Source organism: Solidesulfovibrio sp. C21, assembly GCF_047785625.1.
Lineage (GTDB): Bacteria > Desulfobacterota > Desulfovibrionia > Desulfovibrionales > Desulfovibrionaceae > Solidesulfovibrio.
Genome location: NZ_JBLODY010000005.1, coordinates 58,140 through 80,257, shown reverse-complemented (window position 1 = coordinate 80,257; position 22,118 = coordinate 58,140). Strand labels below are relative to the sequence as shown.

The 22,118-nt window shown below is 65.2% G+C and carries 20 protein-coding genes; 15 read left to right on the top strand and 5 right to left on the bottom strand.

Annotated features, from left to right (window positions below; genetic code table 11):
- The 7 genes from ACMZ6R_RS03050 to ACMZ6R_RS03020 all read left to right on the top strand — a co-directional run bounded on the left by ACMZ6R_RS03050 (position 1) and on the right by ACMZ6R_RS03020 (position 5,398).
- Positions 1-1,062, top strand: coding sequence for a methyltransferase family protein (locus ACMZ6R_RS03050; protein WP_416109416.1), 1,062 nt, complete (start codon positions 1-3; stop codon positions 1,060-1,062).
- Complete coding sequence (locus ACMZ6R_RS03045) at positions 1,059-2,033, top strand: ABC transporter substrate-binding protein (protein ID WP_416109415.1); 975 nt, start codon at positions 1,059-1,061, stop codon at positions 2,031-2,033. The genes ACMZ6R_RS03050 and ACMZ6R_RS03045 overlap by 4 nt, the downstream gene beginning before the upstream one ends.
- Entirely contained in the window at positions 2,030-2,779 is a 750-nt protein-coding gene (locus ACMZ6R_RS03040; protein WP_416109414.1) for an ABC transporter permease, read from the top strand. The genes ACMZ6R_RS03045 and ACMZ6R_RS03040 overlap by 4 nt, the downstream gene beginning before the upstream one ends.
- Complete coding sequence (locus ACMZ6R_RS03035; RefSeq protein ID WP_416109413.1) at positions 2,776-3,438, top strand: ABC transporter ATP-binding protein; 663 nt, start codon at positions 2,776-2,778, stop codon at positions 3,436-3,438. Before ACMZ6R_RS03040 ends, ACMZ6R_RS03035 begins: the two co-directional genes overlap by 4 nt.
- 90 nt (positions 3,439-3,528) lie before the next feature.
- Entirely contained in the window at positions 3,529-4,236 is a 708-nt protein-coding gene (locus tag ACMZ6R_RS03030) for a MotA/TolQ/ExbB proton channel family protein (RefSeq protein WP_416109412.1), read from the top strand.
- The gene (locus ACMZ6R_RS03025; protein ID WP_416109411.1) at positions 4,233-4,649 is read left to right on the top strand and encodes an ExbD/TolR family protein; all 417 of its coding nucleotides are present in this window, start codon (positions 4,233-4,235) and stop codon (positions 4,647-4,649) included. Before ACMZ6R_RS03030 ends, ACMZ6R_RS03025 begins: the two co-directional genes overlap by 4 nt.
- 410 nt (positions 4,650-5,059) lie before the next feature.
- A complete protein-coding gene (locus ACMZ6R_RS03020) occupies positions 5,060-5,398 on the top strand; it encodes an energy transducer TonB (protein ID WP_416109410.1) in 339 nt (112 codons plus the stop codon).
- Positions 5,399-5,776: 378 nt separating this feature from the next.
- Here ACMZ6R_RS03020 and ACMZ6R_RS03015 read toward each other — a convergent pair whose 3' ends face one another.
- Positions 5,777-7,345, bottom strand: a complete 1,569-nt coding sequence (locus ACMZ6R_RS03015) for a B12-binding domain-containing radical SAM protein (protein WP_416109409.1) — start codon at positions 7,343-7,345, stop codon at positions 5,777-5,779.
- 37 nt (positions 7,346-7,382) lie between these two features.
- Between ACMZ6R_RS03015 and ACMZ6R_RS03010 the strand changes: the two genes are divergently transcribed.
- Both ACMZ6R_RS03010 and ACMZ6R_RS03005 read left to right on the top strand, forming a co-directional pair.
- Positions 7,383-7,634, top strand: coding sequence for a hypothetical protein (locus ACMZ6R_RS03010; RefSeq protein WP_416109408.1), 252 nt, complete (start codon positions 7,383-7,385; stop codon positions 7,632-7,634).
- On the top strand, positions 7,627-7,908 hold the full coding sequence (locus ACMZ6R_RS03005) for an RNA recognition motif domain-containing protein (protein WP_416109407.1): 282 nt from the start codon (positions 7,627-7,629) through the stop codon (positions 7,906-7,908). Before ACMZ6R_RS03010 ends, ACMZ6R_RS03005 begins: the two co-directional genes overlap by 8 nt.
- A 275-nt stretch (positions 7,909-8,183) precedes the next feature.
- Here the strand turns inward: ACMZ6R_RS03005 and ACMZ6R_RS03000 are convergent, their stop codons facing one another.
- The 4 genes from ACMZ6R_RS03000 to ACMZ6R_RS02985 all read right to left on the bottom strand — a co-directional run bounded on the left by ACMZ6R_RS03000 (position 8,184) and on the right by ACMZ6R_RS02985 (position 12,352).
- Complete coding sequence (locus ACMZ6R_RS03000) at positions 8,184-10,403, bottom strand: methyl-accepting chemotaxis protein (protein WP_416109406.1); 2,220 nt, start codon at positions 10,401-10,403, stop codon at positions 8,184-8,186.
- Positions 10,404-10,744: 341 nt separating this feature from the next.
- On the bottom strand, positions 10,745-11,377 hold the full coding sequence (locus ACMZ6R_RS02995; protein ID WP_416109405.1) for a class I SAM-dependent methyltransferase: 633 nt from the start codon (positions 11,375-11,377) through the stop codon (positions 10,745-10,747).
- Positions 11,378-11,384: 7 nt separating this feature from the next.
- Complete coding sequence (locus ACMZ6R_RS02990) at positions 11,385-11,876, bottom strand: YchJ family protein (protein ID WP_416109404.1); 492 nt, start codon at positions 11,874-11,876, stop codon at positions 11,385-11,387.
- Positions 11,877-12,043: 167 nt separating this feature from the next.
- Positions 12,044-12,352, bottom strand: a complete 309-nt coding sequence (locus ACMZ6R_RS02985) for a Dabb family protein (protein WP_416109403.1) — start codon at positions 12,350-12,352, stop codon at positions 12,044-12,046.
- Positions 12,353-12,932: 580 nt separating this feature from the next.
- On the opposite strand from ACMZ6R_RS02985, the gene ACMZ6R_RS02980 reads away from it, so the two are divergent.
- From ACMZ6R_RS02980 to ACMZ6R_RS02955, 6 genes are all read left to right on the top strand, one after another.
- A complete protein-coding gene (locus tag ACMZ6R_RS02980) occupies positions 12,933-13,439 on the top strand; it encodes an NAD(P)H-dependent oxidoreductase subunit E (protein ID WP_416109402.1) in 507 nt (168 codons plus the stop codon).
- The gene (locus ACMZ6R_RS02975; protein ID WP_416109401.1) at positions 13,439-15,337 is read left to right on the top strand and encodes an NADH-ubiquinone oxidoreductase-F iron-sulfur binding region domain-containing protein; all 1,899 of its coding nucleotides are present in this window, start codon (positions 13,439-13,441) and stop codon (positions 15,335-15,337) included. The genes ACMZ6R_RS02980 and ACMZ6R_RS02975 overlap by 1 nt, the downstream gene beginning before the upstream one ends.
- 2 nt (positions 15,338-15,339) lie before the next feature.
- Positions 15,340-17,406: a [FeFe] hydrogenase, group A gene (locus ACMZ6R_RS02970; RefSeq protein WP_416109400.1), complete on the top strand. Its 2,067-nt coding sequence runs from the start codon at positions 15,340-15,342 to the stop codon at positions 17,404-17,406.
- 363 nt (positions 17,407-17,769) lie between these two features.
- Entirely contained in the window at positions 17,770-18,231 is a 462-nt protein-coding gene (locus ACMZ6R_RS02965) for a CreA family protein (protein ID WP_416109399.1), read from the top strand.
- Positions 18,232-18,243: 12 nt separating this feature from the next.
- Positions 18,244-21,030 carry a PAS domain S-box protein gene (locus ACMZ6R_RS02960; protein ID WP_416109398.1) on the top strand — a complete coding sequence of 929 codons (2,787 nt, stop codon included), beginning with the start codon at positions 18,244-18,246 and terminating at the stop codon, positions 21,028-21,030.
- Between the two features lie 421 nt (positions 21,031-21,451).
- On the top strand, positions 21,452-22,111 hold the full coding sequence (locus tag ACMZ6R_RS02955) for a succinate dehydrogenase/fumarate reductase cytochrome b subunit (protein WP_416109397.1): 660 nt from the start codon (positions 21,452-21,454) through the stop codon (positions 22,109-22,111).
- Positions 22,112-22,118 lie beyond the last annotated feature (7 nt).

The following is a 22,118-nucleotide window of genomic DNA, read 5'->3' as shown; positions in this document are numbered from 1 at the left end:
ATGTGTGGGAAAACGGTTTTGGACTTGGGCCAGGAAGGTCACCCGTCTATTGCGCCATTCTTCGATTGGCTGCTCGGACCGGTGCGCATGGCCCTGCTCGATGCGGCGATCAGCCTCGGCATCGCCGACATCCTGGCCGAGGCGGATGATCCCGACGAAATCGCCGCGCGCCTGAAGACGCATCCCGGCAACACGCGCACGTTTCTCGACGCCCTGGTCGCTTTGGGACTGGCCGAGAAAAGGCGGGGCCGCTACGCCAACACGCCGCTCGCCAGCCGGTATCTGCGTCGGGAGAGCCCGACGTACATGGGTGGTCTCGTCGAAAATCTCAAAAGAATACAGCACCGCAATCTGCCGCACCTGACGGAACTGCTCGAATCCGGGCCGCCGCCCGTGGCCCGGGAAGACCGCCTGGACGGCGATGTGCAATGGAAACGTTCCGCCAGGGACCTCGCCTGCTACCAAAGGGCCGGCATGGCCGAGTTGGCCGCCGACATCGTCGCTTCCCTGCCGGAAAGCCCCAAGCTGCGCCGCATGCTCGATTTCGGAGGAGGACCGGGCATCATCGGGCTGGGCATTTTGACGCGGTTTCCGGTCATGCGGGGGGCGCTCACCGATTTGCCGGCGGTCATCGAAGTGGCGCGGGAGGAAATCGAGGCGGCCGGCATGGCCGGGCGGGTGGAGCTTTATCCCGGCGACTACAACACCGCGTCCTTCGGTTCGGGCTACGACCTCGTCTGGGCCAGCCACAATCTGTACTACGCCAAGGATCTTGAGGGGCTTTTGGCCCGCGTTCTGGATGCCCTGCACCCTGGCGGCGTCTTTATCAGTTTCCATGAGGGACTGACCGGGGAACGCACCAAGCCCCCCTTCTATATTCTTTCCCGGGTATCGCTGGCCCTTGAGGGGCAGGATGTGTCTTTCGAGGCGGGAGAGATCGCCAGGGCCGCCTTGGATGCCGGGTTCCTCTCCCTTGAAACGAGAACCTGCGACACCCCCATGGGCGAGGTCCGCGTCGACATTTTGCGCAAGGCCGGCTGCCTCGGGGAGGCTGCGGCATGACGCGCCGCCAATTCCTGCAGACACTGGCGGCCTTGTCCCTGGCGGCGCCGGCTTTTGCCGCGAAGTCCTCCTCGGTCCGGGTGTCCGGTCCGGCCGTGGCCGAAACCTTGCCCTTGCTGGCGATGGGGCGGGCGGGCCCGTTGCCGGGGAGTGCCCGTACCGTGATCTTTACTCCGTGGAATTCACCGGACCAGTTGCGCGCCATGATCGCCACGGACGACGTGGATGCGGCCCTCATGACCACGGCCTCGGCCTGCACCCTGGCCAACAAGGGCGTGCCCGCGACTGTCGTGGCCCTCACGTCGAGCCCGGTGTGGCTGGTGTCCCCGGATGCCGCGCTGTCACGCCTGTCCGGTCTCGACGGCCGGGAAGTCCTGCTGCCGTTCGGCCCGGGCGAAATGCCGGATTTGCTTTTGCGGGCCTTGGCCGGGCGGGCGGGCGTCTCGTTTGTCCCCCGGCATGCGGGCAACGCCCTGGAAGCCGTCAATCTCCTTTTGCTCGGACAGGGACATTGCGCGCTTTTAAGCGAGCCGGCGGCGAGCCTGGCCGTGTCGCGGGCGAACGACCGGCCCCGGCCCGGCGCTCCGGTCCTGGCCAAGCGGTTGGACCTCCGGGATGCCTGGCGGGAAGTCTTCCCCGAACATCCGCAATTGGCCCAGAGCGCCTTGGCCGTGATCGGTTCCCTGGCCCGGGATGCGGCGGCCTGCAAGGCGCTGCAGACGGCGTATGTCCAGGCGGCAGGCTGGCTAGCCGCACATCCCCGGGAAACCACGGCCCTTGCCGGGAAGGATTTTCCCGCCCTTGCCTCCCAGGCCGTAAACGGCGTCTTGCCGGGCCAGGACATCCGGCTCGTCATGGGACGGCAGGGGGCGCAAGACGCCCGGTTTTTCCTGGGCCTGCTCCACGGGATGTCGCCGGCAAGTATTGGCGGCCGGTTCCCCGAAAACGCCTTTTTCGAGGTCGACGCATGAAATGGGACGGGCTTGTCGGACGGGTCTGCGGTCTGGCCGCGCTTATGGGCGCCTGGGAAGTGGCGTCCGGCCGGGGGCACGGCATAGCCGTGGCCTCGCCCGGGGAAACATTTGCGGCCTTGACCGGGCTTTTGGGGCAGTCGTCCTTCTGGCTGGGCGATCTGGCCGTGAGCGCGAGGCGTGTGGGATGCGGGTTTTCTCTCGGCTTTGCCGTCGGGGGCGCTCTGGGGCTGCTGGCCGGCCGCTTTCCGGCGGCACGGACCTTTCTGGCGCCGTCGCGCTGGATGCTGACCAGCGTTCCCGGGGTGGTGGCCGTCATGCTCGGCATGCTCTGGTTCGGCCTGGGCGCGGGCATGGTCGTGGCCATCGTGGCGCTTATGGTCGCGCCGGCCATCCATGTGGCCGTGATCGAGGGACTGTCCACCGTGGACGCGACGCTTGCGGAGATGGCCAGGGCCTACCGGTTCACGCCGGTCATGCGCTTTTGGCACATCTACGCGCCGGCCATGGCCGCGCCGCTTTTTTCCGGCGGCGTGGTGGCGCTCGGCGGGGCCATGCGGGTGGCGGTGTTGGCCGAGGCCCTGGGCGCCAATACGGGCCTCGGCCATGCCCTTTCCGTGGCCAGGACCAATCTGGACACACCCCAACTCTACGCCCTGGCCCTATGCAGCATGCTCCTCGTCGGCGTGGCCGAAATGGCGCTTTTGGGGCTGGCCCGACGCACCGTCGGCCGGAGACCGTCATGAATCCGGTGCTCGTTTTTTCGGGGGTCGGCAAGCACTACCGGGGACGGACAGTGCTCTCCGGCCTCGATCTGACCCTGGAAGTGGGGGAAATCCTGGCCATTGTGGGCCCAAGCGGCATCGGCAAGTCCACCCTGCTCCGGCTGGCGGCAGGGCTCGACCGCCCGAACCAGGGCACGGTGACCCTGGCCACGCGGCGCATCGGATTCGTATTCCAGGAACCGCGTCTTTTGCCCTGGCGCACGGCCCTGGAAAATGTGGCCTTGCCGCTTTTGGCCCAGGGCCTCCCGCCACAACCAGCCCGGGAGAGAGCCGCCGCCATGCTCGCCCGCCTGGAGCTGGCCGCTTTCGCGGGGGCCTATCCGGACATGCTCTCCGGCGGCATGCGCCAGCGCGTCTCCCTGGCCCGGGCCTTTGTGGTCGAGCCCGAACTCCTGCTGCTCGACGAACCTTTTACCGGACTCGATCCCGAACTGCGTCGTGCCATACGCCGCTATCTGGACGCCTTGCTGCATGAAGCCGGAGCGGCGGCCCTGCATGTCACCCACGACATCGAGGATATCCCGGCCGCGACCAGCCGCATTTTACGTCTGACGGCGGCAGGGCCGTGTTTCGAATTCCCGGGGATGGAGCCGGCTCCCGCCGGTGTGTCGCACGGCTGATGCACGGCAGGCCGACCGGAGCGCTCGGCCCTCGTCTGGCGGCATGGAACAGGAACGTTCCCCTCTCGCCCGGGGAAAAAGGAGGATGATATGGATAGTACCTTGTTGCAGGCCCTTTCCCAGGCCACAGGCGTGGCCAAGGCCGTGCTGGCCCTGCTGGTTGTGATGTCGGTCGTCAGTTGGACCGTCATCTACTGGAAGTGGCGAAGCCTCACCGTGGCCAAACGGGGCGTATCGCGTCTGACCGGACAGATCCTTGAGGCGGATTCCCTGGCCGAGGCGGCGGTGGCCATCGACGCTTTGGCCGGACCGTCGATCAGAAGCATGGCTTCGTTGGGGTTTAAGGAATTTACAAAACTATCCCTGTCCGGGGACGCCGAGAAGCTCGTCGCCGACAATGTACGTCGCATCCTGCACCACGGCATTGCCGAGGAGATACGCGGATTGTCCAGGGCCCTGCCTTTGTTGGCTATCTCAGCCAACGCGGCACCCTTCATCGGCCTGTTCGGTACGGTCTGGGGCATCATGCATTCCTTCCACGCCATCGGGCGGATGCAGTCCGCCTCTCTGGCCACGGTCGCGCCGGGAATCTCCGAGGCGCTTATCGCCACTGCCGTCGGCCTCGCCGTGGCCATCCCGGCCAGCGTCGCCTACAACATGTTTTTGGGCATGATCGAATCGCTGGAAAGCCAGTACATCAGTTTTGCCGGCCTGCTGCTCAACCGGTTGCGCCACGATGCCTGCACGTACCCGCAGGGCATGGAACTCGCCGCGCCTCGAACGCAGGTGTGTTCATGAGCGCCGGCGGCAGGGGGAGACGCTACTCTTCCGACATCAATGTCACGCCGTTTGTCGATGTCATGCTGGTCCTGCTCATCATCTTCATGGTCACCGCCCCCATGATGACCGAGGGTCTGGATGTCGATCTGCCTCGGACCAAGACCGTGGAGGCCTTGCCCGTCGACGATGATCACCTCGTTGTCGGGGTCGACCCGAAGGGTGCGATTTTTCTCGACGAGCAGAGCGTCTCCCTGGAGGATTTGGCGGACAGGCTGCGCAATTGGGCCGCCTTGGGGTCAAAGGCCGTTTTTTTGCGCGCCGACAGGGGGGTGTCCTATGGACGTATTGTCGACATCATGGGCCGCATCCGCGAAGCCGGCATCGACCATTTCGGCGTGGTGGCCGAACGGCCGGAACAAGGAGCACGGTAACCGTGCGAAGCGCCGACATCCTCATTTCCGTAAGTGCCCATGCACTGTGCCTTGCCCTTCTGTTCCTGTGGCCGGCGGCGCAACCGGCTCCCGTCTCGAAGACATTCACGGTGGGGATGGTGGAGCTTGTCAGGCCAAGGGCCATCGAGCCCCCCGCCAGCGCTCCGGCTGCGGCCGAACCGATCGCGGAAGCACCGGCTCCCGAAGTGCCCCCTCCTCCGGCGCCGGCGCCGCTCCCCAAACCGGTCGAGGCGGCCAGGCCCGCGCCTGTTGCGGTCAGGCAGATCAGCCCGAAAAAAAGGCCGGAGCCTTCCACGGCAAAACCATCTCCTTCTCCCGTGCGGCAACCGGCGGCTTCGCAGCCGCAGCAAACAGCAGCGCCCCAAGAGCCTTCCGGCACGGGAGGCGGCATGGGCAAGACCGCCGGGCCTTCCCATATGGTTGGAGGAATGGGTGTCTACGACGCCGCGGTCGTGGATATCCCGCCCAAAATCATCAATCGGGAATTGCCGCAATATCCTCCGAGCGCCAGGCGATTGCGCTTGGAAGGGACCGTCCTTGTGAGCATGATCATCGACAGCCAGGGGAAACCGACCCATTGCGCCATCCGGAAAGCGGAGCCGAAAGGTGTTTTCGAGGAGTCGGCCCTCGCCGCTGCGAACAGCTACCGGTTCGTTCCGGGCAAGGTCGGCGGTCAAAGCGTCGCCACTCTTGTTCTTGTGCCTTTTCATTTCAAGATGGCAAACTGAATTTTGTTGGAGTGGTCTTTTATTTATGCTCGACAGTAAACAAATTTCGAACAGCTATTGGGACAAAAGGAGCTCCCCCTCAGCCTGGATTGAACCAATTTTCATCCCCGTTCGTGTTTAGCTAATGGATGTGAAAAGACCCGGGCAGGTCAGCGGCCCGTGGGCAGTCGCCCGGCCCTACCCTGCCGTGCTCGCCTTGTCCCCGTTCCACCCACAATACTCCCCGGCAGAAAGGGGAAGAACTCGTGCGGCTCATCCCTGACGACGCCGTGGACGCGCGCAAGCTGGAGGCCGACACCGGCAAGCTGGCGGAAGCGATATTTGGGGAGATGGGAGGATAGGCGGCCCCGATCGCATCGAGGACCACCCCCGGCACAATCAGGATGAGGCGCATCGCCTCGTCTCGGCCTGCTCCCGGATACTGCGCACGAAGGAAAAAAGGTTTTCACCCATGCCGCAAAGGACGATATAGCGCCGCAAGCGGCTGGGATTGTGCCGGGCGACGATGGCCAGTTGCCGCCAAAACTGCCAGCACGCCTCCCCTGTCACCCCCTGCCTCCAGATCAGACGCAAAAGAGGCGTGAAGTCCGGGCTGCGGTTTTTTTGGGGTATGGCCAGAGCTGGGTCGGCTGTCGCTTTGGGTGCGGCCCCTGGCATGGAGGCCCGGGTCGGGCGCATGGCAAGCGTGGCCCGAAGCGCCCGCCCAAGGTAGGCCCCCGGAGCGTAAAGGGCGTTTAGGGCCGAGACCTGTTCGGCAAAAATCTCGTCGATGGGCCGCTGGGGGGTGAAATTGGTCAGGGAGTCCCAGCCGCTTTCCGCGATACCGTCCTGCAGCCGGCCTTCCGCCTTGAGTCTGTCCCACAGGGCGGTGTGGGGAAGGGCGCGCAGGACGTTGACCATGACCCAGGGCAAATCCGCCGCCTCGGCGAAGACCCGCATGCGCTCTCCGGCTCCGGCCTTCTCGCCGTCCATACCAAGGATGAAGCTGCCGATGACGCTGAGGCCGTTGGCGTTTATGGCGCGCAGGGAAGCGAGCAGCGGGTTGCGCACGTTCTGGTGCTTGTGCGCGGCGGTCAGAACGTCGTCGTCCGGGGATTCGATGCCGACGAAGACATAGGAGAAATTGGCGGCGGTAAGCAGGCCGATCAGCGGGATGTCCTGGCCCAGATTCACCGAGGCCTGGGTGATGAAATCAAACGGCTCGCCATGCTTGGTCTGCCATTCGATGATGCGCTCAAGGAGGGCCACGGTCCGGGAACGGTGGCCGATGAAGTTGTCGTCGGCCACGAACACCGTGCCCCGAAAGCCGAGCCGGCGAATGGCCTCCAGTTCGCCGATGACCTGATCCGGCGTCTTGTGGCGCTGGACCCGGCCGAACAAGCTCACGATGTCGCAGAATTCGCAGGCGAAAGGACACCCCCTGGAGGTCTGGACAGACATGGATTCATAATCGCCCGGGGCAATGAGGTCGTAGCGGGGCGGGGGCGATGTGGCCAGGGCGGGCTTGTCCACGCACACGAACGTGCCGCTGGTCCGGCCGGCCGCAATCGCGGCAACCATTTCCGGGATGGTGGTTTCCCCTTCACCCAGGATGAGAAAGTCGCAGCCCGCGTCCAGCACTTCCTTGGGCGAGGTGGTGGGGTAGGCACCGCCGGCCGCCGTGGCGACGCCTCGGGCCTTGGCCTCGGCGAGAAGAGCCAACAGGCTTTCGCGCTGCACCAGCATGCCTGTGACGAGCAACAGATCGATCCCGTCCCAGTCGGCCTCGATCAGCGGTCGAACGTTCAGATCAACCAGCCGGAGGTTCCAGTCCCTGGGCAACAGGGCGGCCACGGTCAACAGCCCCAAGGGCGGCAGGAGAGCCTTTTTTCCCGTCATGGCCAGAGTTTCGCGGAAGCTCCAAAACGACAGGGGCAATGGCGGGTTCAGCATGAGGACATTTTTCATCGTGTCTTCAGGCTAGCACACTCGGGACGCACCCACCATGATTCTTTCCGCCGGTCCGCCAGGAACCAAAACGCGCTTCCCCACAGCCCAAAAGACCAATGCAAAATACACCACGCTCATTTTGAAATTTTATGGTGGTTTGCCTTTACATTCTTCAGCCCATGCGTATATTCGAAAAATAGCCACTCAAACGTGCAAACTTTTTTTTGGATCTTGGGCGTCTCCCGGTGAACAGTTCCAAGCAATACGAAAAAAAATGCCAAAAACGGGAGCAAAAGCCCTTGTCTAAGAAACTTTATGTCGGAAACCTCTCCTTCAATTCCACCGAAGATGACATCCGTACCCAGTTCGCCACGTTCGGCGAAGTCATCAGCGTCAACCTCATCACCGACAGGGAAACCGGCCGTCTTCGCGGTTTCGGCTTTGTCGAGATGGACGAGGAAGGCGCCCGGGCTGCCATCCAGGGTATGGACGGCAAAGAGTTCGGCGGCCGCAATCTGAAGGTCAATGAAGCCGAGGACAAGCCCCGCTCCGGCGGCGGCGGTCGCGGCGGTCGCTGGTAGGCCAAAAGGCTTCCAGCGAACATCCCGCAAGCAAAGGGGCCAGGATATATTCCTGGCCCCTTTTTTATTGGCGCCCCAACGGGGAAATCGAAATGGCGACAAAGCCCTTGTCGTGATCTTCCCCAGGGCGCGGCAGGCGTTGCGGGGCTCGAGCCCGCACACGCCTTCGACCTGAAAAAAAACGGCCCGCCCCCGAATCGAGGACAGGCCGTTTTGTCTTGCCCGTCAATACGCCTTGGCCAAGAGGAGGGAGAAGGGTTCTTTCCCCAGGCCCCCTACTCTGCCTTGAGCGTCTCCACGAGGCGGGTCAGATTATCGGCCTGACTGGTGAGCTCTTCCACGAAGGCGGCCGCCTTGGCCATGGCGCCGGCCGTTTCCTCGGATATCTTGTTGATGTCGTCCACGGCCCGGTTGATCTGTTCGCTGGCCGCCGACTGCTGTTCGGAGGCCGTGGCGATGGAGCGCACCTGGTCGGCCGAGGCCTCGACGATGGACACGATCTCCTCGAGCATGCCGCCGGACCGGCCGGCCAGATCCGTGGCCTGATCCACGGCCCGGGCCGCGCCCTCCGCGCCCTCGACGCTGGAGCGCGCGCCGGTCTGGATGGCCCGGATGGCGTTGCCCACCTCGCTGGTCGCGGTCATGGTCTTTTCCGCCAGCTTGCGGACCTCGTCGGCCACCACGGCGAAACCGCGCCCGGCCTCGCCGGCCCGGGCAGCCTCGATGGCCGCGTTGAGGGCCAGCAGGTTGGTCTGGTCGGCGATATCGGAAATCACGCTGATGATGTTGCCGATGCCTTCGGCCTGTTTGCCGAGTTCGTCCATATTGGCGCGCAGGGACGAGGCCTGCGTCTGGACACCGTTTATGGCCGCGATCACCTGCTGCACCACATCGGCCCCGGCCTTGGCCTTGTCCCGGGCCTGTCCCGAGCCCTCGGCGGCCTCGGAGGCATTCCTGGCCACCTCGAGCACGGTGGCGTTCATCTCCTCCATGGCCGTGGCGGTCTCCCCGGTATGGCGGCGTTGCAGGTCCGCCCCTTCCTTGGACTGGTCGATTTGCGAGGAAAGGTCCATCGAGGCCCGGGCCACCGCCTTGGCCACGTCCTCGACGAGGGCCGCGGCATTGAGCTTGCCCTGGCGCTCGGCCATGGCGGCATGTTTTCGCGCCTCGTCGGCTTCGGCCACCGCCTGCCGGGCGCGTTCGGCCTCGGCCGCAGCCTCACGGCTCTTGTCCTCGGCCTGGGCGATCTTCTCTTTGAGGTTGTCGACCATGCGCGTCAGCGCCTTGGCCAAAACCCCCGTTTCGTCGACCTGATTGACGGCCAGGGACTGGGAGAAATCCCCCTCGGCCACCTTGCCGGCAAAGGCCGCCGCCAGCCGCAGGGGCCGGACAAGTCCGGCCGCAAACACCCACAATACGCCAAGGGCCAGCACCGTGACGCCGAGGGCCACGCCCACCTGCCACATGGCGCTGTCATGGTTCAACGAAGCCATGGTGGCGTCGAGTTCCCGGTTCTCGGCGAACACGATATCCGGATGGACGCGGATGAGCACGGCCCACGGCCGATCGGTGCGGCCCAGGCTGATGGGGGCCAGGGCCCGGTACATGCCCGAGGCCGGGCTCACGTCGATCATGGCCTTGCCGGCCTTGACATCCTCGACAATGCCTTTCCATTCCTTGAAAATGGTGTTGAGCGGCTTGCCGATGGCCTCGGGGTGATCACTGCTGGCGGCCACCAGCCCGGCGTAACTGACGATGGTCACGTCGCCCCGGCCCTCGTAGAGGCTGGCGTCGACCTTCTTGGCCAGGTCCTGCATGAAGTTGAGCCGCAGGTCCGTGCCGGCCAGGCCGAGATACTTGCCGTTTTCCAGGATGGGCGCATTGATCGTGGCCAGCCAGTCCTGCTTGCCCTGGATGATGTAGGGCAGCGGGTCGAGGACGATTTCCTTTTTCCTCTCGCGCGAGCCCTGGTACCAGGCGCCCTTGCCCACGCCATTGTCGTTGAGTTCACGGTTTTCATAATCGACCAGCGCCTGGCGGGCGATCTTCCCGTTGGAGTCACGATTCCAGTAGGGAATGAACCGGCCGGTCTCGTCGTAGCCTTCGTCGGTCTTGCCGGCGAATTCCTTGTCCCGGCCGTCCAGGGCGTTGGGCTCCCAGGCCGAATAGGCACCCAGAAAATTGGGATTATTCTCGAGAACCCGGTGCAAAATGTCGTTTAACATATTGCGCACCGGGTTTTGGGTGCCTTCCTTGGCCGCCATCTTGCCCACATCCTCCCGCACGACTTCGAACACCTTGGCCATGGTCCGGGCGGTAACGAGGTTGTTCTCCAGGGCGCTCTGGACGACGGAGGCCTGATTGGCGGCCAGCATGGACAGATTGCGTTTCGCCTCCGACTCGAGCAGATCCCCGACGCGTTTCGACACCAGCGCCTGCGTTTTTCCCGCGGAATACAGATTGTAGCCGACAAGCGCCGCGGCGGTCGCCAGCAAGCATCCCCCTGCCAGCAGCAAAATTTTTGCTTGAATCGACTTCAGTTGCATAGCATTCCTCTCTTGCCCGTAACCATCTCTGCAAATTTCAAAAGAAATACACCGCCAAGGCCGAGTACATCACGAATTGAGAATGGAAGGCTTTTCCAAAAAGATTCCCTGTTCCCCCTGTTCACGGCCCGGCAAGGAACAGCCGATGGGACTGGATATTAATACCATACCACGACACAACACAGTTCGCAATGCCGGGCACGCGGCAAGGCCGGCCTTGCGTCAAATCCGGCATAAAGGACGCGGCAGCCGGCGCGACATACCGCACCATGCCGTAATAAACCGCAATTCTATAATAAAAGCGAATGCACATCAATTCCCGACGAACGCATTGCGGTTTTGGAAGCCTCGGTACGACGTTCGACAAAAAAGGCGATGATGGGACTGCCCGGCTTGTTGACCAGCTCGTAGCGCGCGGCACGCCAGGCCTCGAAGGGAAGATTCGCGCACCAGGCGGCGACCGCCGCCGCCTCGGCCGCGCCGCCGGGATGTCCCGTGTAGCAGACCACGGCGATGCTGCCGTCCGGGGCCAGCACGGCGGTTGCGGCGTCAAGCGCGGCCAGGGTCGTTTCGGGGCGCGTGACCACGGTGTCGTCGCCGCCGGGCAAAAAACCGAGGTTGAAGACCAGCGCCGCCACCCGGCCGTGGTGCGCCGGGGGCAGGCACGAGAGCAGGTCCTCGTGGCCGGCGGCGTGATAGCGGACGAGGTGGCCGAGTCCGGCCGCTTCGAGACGCTTGCGGGTCTTTTCCAGGGCCTCGGCCTGGATGTCGAAGCAGTGCACCATCCCGTCCGGGGCGACCAGTCCGGCCAGGGCCAGGGCGTCATTGCCGTTGCCGGCCGTGGCGTCCACGGCCACGCGGCCCGGTCCGAGGGTCCGGGCCAAAAGCCTGTGGGCGAAGGTCAGGGCGGCGGTGGTGCGCACGATGGCGTCAGCGGCCGCAACAGCGCTTGTACTTTTTGCCGCTGCCGCAGGGACAGGAATCGTTGCGCCCGACCTTGGGCGCGGCCGGGGCGGGGGCCGGGTCCGTGCTTCCGGGACGGCTGTCCACGTAGAGCCAGCAGCCGTTTTTTTTCTTGAACCGGCTGCGTTCGTGCAGGGTCATGGGTTCGCCGGCCTTTTCGAAGGTGGCGGAAAATTCCACCACACCCGTGTCGTCGTCCGGGCCGCCGTCCAGGGTGGCAAGAACGGTCAGCCCGGTCCAGACCACGTCGGCGCTCCAGGCCAGGGTCTCGGCCGGGCGGAAGGCCGCCCGCTGGCGCGAGCCCAGGGTGCGCTCGAGGTGGGCCATGTCGTTTCGGGCGTAGGCGGTGTAGCGCGAGCGCATGAGCGCCTCGGCCGTGGGCGCGGGCTTGCCGTCGAGATAGGGGCCGCAACAGGTCTCGAAGGAGAGGCCGGACCCGCAGGGACAGGGATCGGTCATCGTTGTTTCCAGTGCGCTTGGGGGACCTGCCTTTCGCAGCCCCCCAACCATTTGTTATAAAAAAGAATATTCTCCACTAAAAAGTTTAGGAAAGGGAGAGCGCGAGAGGGGAGAACCCTTTGCAAAAGGGTTTCCCCTCTCGCACCCTCTTCTCCCCCTTCTCCTTCCTACACCTCAAAATCGACGACGCGGCGTTCGGATACGACCTTCTTGATGAACTCCACGACCTCGAGGTGCAGCGGGTGCACGGCGTAGGTTTGCAGATCCTCCTTGGTACGGAAGGAGGAAGAGAGCACCACGTCCGTTTCGGGCACGGCGGCGAAGATTTCCGCGCCGACGGCGACTTCCAGCTCCACGGCCTGGGGCAATTTGCCTTTGAGGGCGAGCAGGCGGGACTGCATTTCGGCGGCGTTGGCGGCCTTGTCGCGGCCTTCGGCCTGGTCCTTGAGGGTCCACATGACGATGTGCTTGATCATGGCGGGCTCCTGAGAATGGGGTTGCGGCCTTGTAGCGCAAACGGGGCCGGGGAGCCAGGGACGCGCGCGGCGGAGTCATGATGCAAAATCGCAACGTATGATGCAACAACGCAACATCCGTAGCAAAATCGCCTCACGCAGCTTTGCTCAAACCGTTTCATATTGCAACATATTAGTTGCAAATTTGCAACACAGTCACGCTTTCAACTCACCCCGTTTTCCTCCCCCTCCCCATCGTTTCCGTATTTAATCCAATATTACAAGCGAATTATAAAATTCATCTGATGCTTACGCCCCGCGTTGCATGCATCTTGCTGCACCCCCGCATTTGTCCGGCTTGAAGTGCCGAAAAGCGCTCCACGGGATCGCATATCTTTCTCACGACGCAACGCCGGCCACGGGCCACCGCGCCCCGGCCGGCATGGCGATACGGCAGGGGGCGGCACAGGTTCGGGGGTGCCGCCCCCTGCCCAACCGGCTCTTCCTCCCGGCCCGCGCGGTCGCCCGGACGCCGGCCGACGTGGCGAACCCCGGCACGAAACCTCCCATCCACGCTTGCAGTCGTAAAGGAGAGCATCAGATGGAGCCCAAGTTGGCCGCGTCGCTGGCGGAAACCGCCAAATTTCAGAAGCTGTGCGGCATCCTCGACCATTACGGACGCCACCCGGCCCGACTCGTTCCCATTTTGCAGGCGCTGCAGGAAGAGTACCGCTACCTCCCCGAGGAAGTGCTCTCCTACGTGGCGACCTCGCTGCGCATCCCCGAGGCCAACGTCTTTGGCGTGGCCACCTTTTACGCCCACTTCGCGCTCACGCCCAAGGGCAAATACATCGTGCGGCTGTGCGACGGCACCGCCTGCCACGTCAAGCATTCCATCCCCATCCTCGAGGCCCTGCGCGGGCACCTGTCCCTTTCCGAGGAAAAGACCACCACGCCGGACATGCTGTTCACCGTGGAGACCGTGGCCTGTCTCGGCGCCTGCGGCCTGGCCCCGGTCATGGTCATAAACGAGGACGTCTACGGCCAGATGACCCCGCAGCGGGCCGTTTCGCTTATTGATTCCATCCGCGCCAAGGAGTTGCAGTAATGGAAGGCCCGAACCAGGAATCCACCAGCGTCGCGCCGGCCGCCGTCTCCCAGGCCGTCGCCGGACAGCGCCGCGTCATCGTCTGCGCCGGCACAGGCTGCGTGGCCAACGGCTCCAAAAAGGTCCTCGCCGCCCTGGAAGCCCAAATGGCCGAGGCCGGCCTCGACGTGGTGCTGGAATTTAAGCCCGAAGGCCACGGCGACGGCGTGCGCCTGTCCCACAGCGGCTGCCAGGGCTTTTGCCAGATGGGACCGCTGGTCACCATCCTGCCCGAGAACATCCTCTACACCAAGGTCGCCGTGGAGGACGTGCCGGACATCGTGGGCCTGACGCTTCTAAAGGGCGAGCCCGTCGAGCGCCTGCTCTATGTCGAGCCCCGCACCAAGAAGCGTTGCCTCGGCCCGGAGCAGATTCCCTTCTACCAGCGCCAGTCCCGCTATGTGCTGAAGGAATGCGGCTTCATCGACCCCGACGAGATCCGCGAATACGTGGCCCACGGCGGCTACGGCGCGGCCCGCAAGGCCTTTACCGAGATGGACGGCAAGGCCGTGTGCGACGTCATAAGCGCCTCCGGCCTGCGCGGCCGTGGCGGCGGCGGTTTCCCCACCGGCCGCAAGTGGGAGGCCGCCCGCATCCAGGACAACCCGAAAAAATACGTCATCTGCAACGGCGACGAGGGCGACCCGGGCGCGTTCATGGACCGGTCCGTCATGGAGGGCAACCCCCACTGCGTCATTGAGGGCATGATGATCGCCGCCCGGGGCATCGGGGCCGACGAAGGCTACATCTACGTGCGCGCCGAATATCCGCTGGCCGTCAAGCGCATGCGCCACGCCGTGGCCGAGGCCGAGGCCGCCGGGTACCTCGGCGACGATGTCTTCGGCTCGGGCCAGTCCTTCCGCCTGGAAGTCATGGAAGGGGCCGGCGCGTTCGTGTGCGGCGAGGAAACCGCGCTTATGGCCTCCATCGAGGGCCGGCGCGGCATGCCCGCTCCAAAGCCCCCCTTCCCGGCCCAGAAGGGCCTGTGGCGCAAGCCCACCATCATCAACAACGTCGAAACCCTGGCCCAGGTGCCCCGCATCATCGGCCTTGGCGTCGAGGCCTACCGCGCCCTTGGCACCGAAACCTCCCCGGGCACCAAGACCTTCGCCCTGACCGGCCACGTCTGCAACACCGGGCTGATCGAGGTCCCCTTCGGCGCGACCCTGCGCGAGGTGGTGATAAACATCGGCGGCGGGGTCACCGACGACCGGGGCATGATCGACAAGGCCGGGTTCAAGGCCGTGCAGATCGGCGGCCCCTCGGGCGGCTGCCTGACCCCGGACCTGCTCGACCTGCCGCTTGATTTCGATTCCCTGCGCTCGGTCGGGGCCATGGTCGGCTCGGGTGGGCTGGTCGTCATGAACCAGAAGACCTGCATGGTCTCGGTCGCCCGCTTCTTCATGGAATTCACCCAGCGCGAGTCCTGCGGCAAGTGCGTGCTGTGCCGCGAGGGCACGAAGCAGCTGCTGGCCCTGCTCGACGACGTCATCGAGGGCCGGGGCACGGCCGAGACCCTGGAGCTTCTGGAGACCCTCGGCCACGCCGTGCAGATCGGCTCCCTTTGCGGCCTGGGCAAGACCGCGCCGAATCCGGTGCTCTCGACCCTCAAGCACTTCCGCAAGGAATACGAGGAGCACGTCTTCGAGAAGCGCTGCCGGGCCGGGCGCTGCAAGGCGCTAGCCCGTCCGACCATCAACCCGGCCCTGTGCAAGGGCTGCCGGTTATGCGTCAAGGCCTGTCCGGTCGGCGCCATCATGGGCGAGAAGAAACAGCCCCACCGCATCGACGAGGGGCTTTGCGTCAAGTGCGGCGCGTGCGCGGCGGCCTGCAAGTTCGGCGCGGTGGAGGGAATCTAGCCATGACCAAGTCTGTTGAACAAAGCGTTACCATTGACGGCAAGGTCGTCCCCATCGAAGGGGAACGCAACCTGCTCGAGCTGATCCGCAAGGTGGGGATCGACCTGCCGACCTTTTGCTACCACTCCGAGCTCTCGGTCTACGGCGCCTGCCGCCTGTGCCTGGTGGAGGTGAAAAACCGGGGCATCATGGGCGCCTGCTCCACCCCGCCGGAACCGGGCATGGAGATCCGCATCCACACCAAGGAGCTGCGCGAGATCCGCAAAATCGCCGTGGAGCTGCTGCTGGCCAACCACAACCAGAGCTGCCCCACCTGCTTTCGCAACGGGGCCTGCAAACTCCAGGAAATCGCCCGCAAGCTCGGCGTGTCCCAGGTCCGCTTCAAGCCCGTGCAGGAGCCCGTGCCCGTGGACGTCTCCTCGCCGTCGCTGGTGCGCGACCCCAACAAGTGCGTGCTGTGCGGCGACTGCGTGCGCATGTGCTCGGAGATCCAGGGCATCGGGGCCATCGGCTTCGCCTTCCGCGGCCACAAGACCGCCGTGCTGCCGGCCTTCGGCAAGGGGCTGGCCAATGTGGAGTGCGTCAACTGCGGCCAGTGTTCGAGCGTATGCCCGACCGGCGCGCTGACCCCCAAGTCCGAGATCGAGGACGTCTGGAACCTGCTGGCCGATCCCGACGTGACCGTGGTGGCCCAGATCGCCCCGGCCGTGCGCGTGGGCCTCGGCGAGTGCTTCGGCGCCGCCCCCGGCGACCCGATCATGGGCCGCATGGTCGCGGCCATGAAGACCATCGGCTTCGACCAGGTCTACGACACCACCTTCGCCGCCGACCTCACCGTCATCGAGGAGGCCGAGGAATTCCTGGCCCGCAAGGCCGCCGGCGAAAAGCTGCCCCAGTTCACCTCCTGCTGCCCCGGCTGGGTCCAGTTCGCCGAGCAGTACTATCCCGAACTGCTGCCGAACCTCTCCTCCTGCCGTTCGCCCCAGCAGATGTTCGGCTCCCTGGTCAAGGAAATGCTGCCCGAACAGCTCGGCATCCCGCGCAAGAAGCTGGCCATCGTCTCGGTCATGCCCTGCACGGCCAAGAAGTTCGAGGCGCGCCGGCCGGAATTCGCCAAGGACGGCTCCCCGGACGTGGACAATGTCCTGACCACCCAGGAGCTGGCCCGCATGATCGAGCAGGCCGGGCTGCGCTTCAACGACCTCGAGCCCCAGTCCCGCGACATGCCCTACGGCTTCGGCACGGGCGCGGGCGTGATCTTCGGCACCACCGGCGGCGTCACCGAGGCGGTGCTGCGCTATGCCGCCGAAAAGATCACCGGCCAGACCCTCTACGACACCGATTTCAACGACGTGCGCGGCGAATCGGGCCTGCGCGAGGTCAATGTGGAAGTCGGCGGCACCACCCTGCATCTGGCCGTGGTCTACGGCCTGGCCAACGCCCGGGTGGTCTGCGAGAGGATCAAGGCCGGGACCTGCGACTACGACCTCATCGAGGTCATGGCCTGCCCCGGCGGCTGCGTCGGCGGCGCGGGCCAGCCGGTCAACCTGGACCTGGCCGCCCGCAAGCGCCGAGCCCAGGGGCTCTACAGATCCGACAAGGGCCGCCAGCTCCACAAGGCCCAGGACAACATCTTCGTCAACCAGTGCTACGCCAAATTCCTCGGCGACGTGGGCGGGCACAAGGCCCACGAGCTGCTGCACACCGGCTACCAGAGTCGGCGGCGCATCACCGACGAGACCCTGGTGATCCTTGACGGCGGGGGCGAGCCGCGCCTGCGCGTCCAGGTGTGCCTCGGCACGAGCTGCCACCTGCGCGGGGCCCAGGACATCCTGACCGGCCTGCTCGGGCATATCGCCGAACAGGGCCTTAGCAACGCCGTGGACGTGCGGGCGTCGTTTTGCCACGAGAAGTGCGCCGACGGCCCCACCGTCCAGATCAACGGCGACGTCATGACCCACTGCACCCTGGAGTCGGTCATCGCCGCCCTGGACGCGCACCTGCAAAATCCCCTGCCGCCCACGGCCGGCGCGAGCGCCGGCACAGGCTGCGCCTGCGGCAAGGGATAGGGAAAAGATAGGGAAGAAAAAAGAAGAGAAGAGACGCGGGGGCGTTGCCCCCGCACCCCCACCGGGGGGTCTATACCCCCCGGTCCCCCCACAAGGGGTATGGATGGAAGCGGGTTTCGCGTGGCAGCGCGGGGCCCGTTTCTTCTATTACGATTATTGCAGCCAGCAAGCCCCCGATATAACGGGGAACAAGACCCTTATGAAAGGAAGCTTGGGGGGAATTATTCCCCCCAACGGGATGCAGGGGCAGCGCCCCTGCCGGAGGGGTCCCGGGGAGGCTCCGCCTCCCCCCTCCTGGCGCGCCGGGGAATTTTGGCTTATGACCGGCAAACGAATCCGTCTCACCGCAACAACGAGGATCGCATGCGCCGCACCTTTATTTTCGCCTGTTTCGCCGTTTTGGCCCTGGCCGCCGCGACCGTCCGGCCGGCCGTTGCCGAGGAAGTCGGCTGCGTCACCACCGAATGGAAGCTGCTCGGAGCCAACCATAAAGTCTGCGTCAACGCCTTCGACGACCCGGACCTGCCCTGCGTCACCTGCTACATGAGCCAGGCCCGCACCGGCGGCATCTCCGGGGCCGTGGGGCTGGCCGAGGACCCGTCCGAATTCTCGCTGGACTGCCGGCAGACCTGCGCCTTCGACCTGCCGCAAAAGTTCCCCAAGCAAAAGAAGGTGTTTTCCGAAGGCACCTCGGTCTTCTTCAAGGACACCCAGGTCACGCGCTTTTATGATGAAAAGCGCAAGGCGCTCATCTACCTGGCCGTCAGCCGCAAGATCGTCTCCGGCTCGCCCAAAAACTCCATCTCCACCGTCGTCATCCGCTAGGCCGCTCCGTCCATGCGTCCTTACGAATCCGTCGCCGTCGGCCTGCTCCTTGTCGCCGGCGACGGGACCGTGATCGAGGCCGACGCCACGGCCGAAAACCTGCTGGGCGCCGATCCCGCCGCCCCTTCGCCGTTGCGCACGGCCGACCTCGGTCTGCCGGACGCCCTTTTCAGCCGCCCCCCCGGCCGGGGCGTCCTGCTCCACCGCGACGGCGGCGACGGCGCGGCCCGCTGGCTGCTTGCGGCCGCGCGCCCCGTGCGCCTTGGCGGCGAGACGGCCCGCGCCCTGGTCCTGGCCGACGTCACGGACGTCATAAGCGACCTGAATAAGTACGAGGGGTTTTTCTCCAACGCCGTGGAGGGCATCTTTCAGTCGAGCCCGAGGGGACGTTTTCTCGACGTCAACCCGGCCCTGGCCCACATCCTCGGCTACGACGACCCCGAGGACATGATCGCGACCCTTACCGACCTGCGCTCGGAACTCTACGTCGACCCGGCCGACCGCGACGCCTTCCTGGCCCAGCTGGCGGAAAAGGACGTGGTCACAGGCCTCGAAACCCGCTTTTACCGCAAGGACCGCTCGGTCAAATGGATCTCGCAGGCCGCCCGGGTGGTGCGCGACGACCGGGGCGAGGTCCGCTACATCGAGGGCCTCAACATCGACATCACGGCCCGCAAAAAGGCCGAGGAAGCCTACAACGACATCCTGGAGCGCTACCGCACCATCGTCACCGGCAGCATCGACGGCGTGATCCTGTGCGGCCCGGCCGGCGAAATCCTGACCGCCAACCCGGAAACCGAACGCATCTTCGGACTCTCCGAGGCCGATCTGGCCCTGGTAGGGCTCTCCGGCGTCATCGACGACGCCGAGGGCGCGCGGGCCGAGGCGCTTGCCGCCCTCGGGCGCACCGGCAAATTTCGCGGCGAGCTGACCGGCATCCACAGCGCCGGGGCCGTGGTGCCGCTGGAGGTCTCGGCCAGCGGCTTTCCCCACAAGGACGGGGCAAGCCATGCCGTGTGGATCGTGCGCGACGTGACCGAGCGCAAGCAGGCCGAGTCCGTGCTGCGGGAAAACGAGGAGAAGTTTCGCCGCACCTTCGACCAGTCGCCCATCGGAGCGAGCATCCTGTCGCTGGACTACCGCTTTTTGCGCGTCAACGACGCGCTGTGCCGCATCACGGGCTACGCCGCCTCCGAACTTCTGGAACGCTCCATGCTCGAGGTCACCCATCCCGACGACGTGCCCGAGACCATCCGCTGGGCCGAGCGGCTTTTAGCCGGCGAGTTCGACCGCTACGAGATCGACAAGCGCTACGTGCGCCAGGACGGAGGCACGGTCTGGGTGCATCTGTCCGTGCGGCTGATCCGCGACGTGGCCGGCCGGCCGCTCTATTTCATGCCCATGGTCCAGGACGTGACCGAACGGATCAAGGCCGAGGCCGAGATGCGCGCGCTTCTGGGCGAGAAGGAATCCCTGCGCTTAAACCTCGAGGCCGTCTTTCGCGCCATCCCGGACGCCATCGTGGTGGTGGACACGGCCATGCGGGTGGTGCGCACCAACCGGGGCCTGACCGACGTCTGCTTTCTCACCGGCGGCAGCGGGACCGGCGAAATGGGCGCGACCGGGCAGCAGGTGGTGTCCGGGGCCTGCCGACGAGGCTGTTTCTCGGCCCTGCGCGAGACGCTGGCCACCCGGGAACCGCTCATCGAATACCGTGTGGAATGCCGGGGCCAAAGCCCCGGCCGGGTGGTGGTGGTCAACTCCATGCCGCTGACCGGCGAATCCGGCGAATTCGTCGGCGCGGTGCTCATCATCCGCGACATCACGCGCCTGGCCAACCTGGAAAAGCGCCTGACCGACCTGCACAGCCACCAGGGGATCATCGGCAAGTCCAAGGCCATGCGCGACATCTACCCCGTGCTCGACCAGCTGGCCGAGGTGGACACCACGGTGCTGATTACGGGCGAGTCCGGCACCGGCAAGGAGCTGGCCGCCGAGGCCATCCACTACGGCGGCCCCCGGGCCAAAAAGCCCCTGGTCAAGGTCAACTGCTCGGCCCTTTCCGACGAACTCCTCGGCAGCGAGCTGTTCGGCCACGTGCGCGGGGCGTTCACCGGGGCCATCCGGGACAAGGTGGGCCGGTTCGAGGCGGCCCAGGGCGGGGCCATCTTCCTCGACGAGATCGGCGACATGTCGGCGCGGCTGCAACTCGGGCTGTTGCGGGTGCTCGAAAGCAAGGAATTCGAGCGTGTGGGCGAGGCCAGGACCCGCAAGGCCGACGTCCGGGTCATCGCCGCCACCAACGTGGACCTGCCGTCGCGCATCAAGGCCGGGCTTTTCCGGGCCGACCTCTACTACCGGCTGCGGGTGGTGCAGGTGCGCCTGCCGCCGCTGCGCGACCGGGCCGAGGATATCCCGCTGCTCTCCGACCATTTCATGCGCCAGTTCGCGGCCAGCTTCGGCAAGGCCATCTCGCGCCTGTCCGCCGAGGCCATGGCCGTCATCATGGCCTACCCCTGGCCGGGCAACGTGCGCGAACTCAAGTACGCCATGGAGCATGCCTGCGTGCTGTGTCCCCAGGGCGAGATCACCCCGGCCCACCTGCCGCGCGAGCTGCTCGCCCCGCCGCTGTTGCCGGCCGGGGCGGAGCCGCCGCCGCCACGCCGGGGCGGACTCAGCCGGGAGATGGTGCTGGAGGCGCTTGCCGCCTGCGGCAACAACCGGTCCCGGGCGGCCCGGCGTCTGGGCGTGGACCGCCGCACGCTGTATCGCAACATGGCGCGGCTTGGCATCGACTGACTGAGCGCTCGCCGCAAAAGTGTGGCGAATGCCACACTTTTGCCACACGTGTGGCGCAACGCCACATAATCATGCCACACCGTTCCAGACGGCGGATTTTTGTCCGCCTCCCAACATTCTATAATAATTGTTTTTTACAGAGCGATCTCCACGATGTCGCTTTGGCATGAACCTTGCCGATAGTGGAACAATAGAGAAAATGCGCTTCCCGTAGGATCGGGGAGAACAGTGCGCCCGCCGGCCGCGCCGGATCGGGCCGCCGGGACGGCGAAGGAAGCAACCGGGAAACGGCCAGGCGAACCCGGAAATCCGCCGCCGCGCCACGCGCCGACGCGCAGGGGCAACCTCGCCTTGAAGACGCGGCCGAAACTGTTACTCTCGTTGCAACCACCAAATCCTTAACCTGGACGGAGGGGAAACGATGTCCGTACCCACTACGGCGACCCACGAGGGCCTGCCCGTCGGCAGGCTTTCGGCCTACCTCGACTGGCTGCAGATGCTCACGGGCGCGGCGCTCATCCTTTTCATGTGGGCGCACCTGATCCTCGTGGCAAGCATCCTGATCGGCCCCGGCACCATGAACGCCCTGGCCTGGTTCTTCGAGGCCACCTACATGGCCCAGGTCGGCGGTCCGCTGATCTTCCTGGCCTTCCTCCTGCATTTCGTCCTGGCCGCGCGCAAGATACCCTTTGCGACCAAACAGCAACGCATCATGCTGGCCAACGCCAAGCGCATGCGCCACACCGATACCTGGCTGTGGGTGGTCCAGGCCACGACCGCCATGGGCATCCTCATCATGGGCGGCATCCATATGTGGGTGGTCCTGACCAACCTGCCGATCACCGCCGCCAAGTCCGCCGCCCGCGTCCAGACCGGCTTCTGGTTCGTCTTCTATCTCTTCCTGCTCCCCATGGTGGAGCTGCACGTGGGCATCGGCTTCTACCGCATCCTGGTCAAATGGGGCTTCCTCGATCGTCAGGGACGCTGGTCGATCAAGAAGAAGGAGAACATGCTCACCGCCATCTTCATCGTTGTCGGCGTGCTCTCGCTTTTGCGCTACTACTTCCTGCCGCTCAAATAAGGACGCG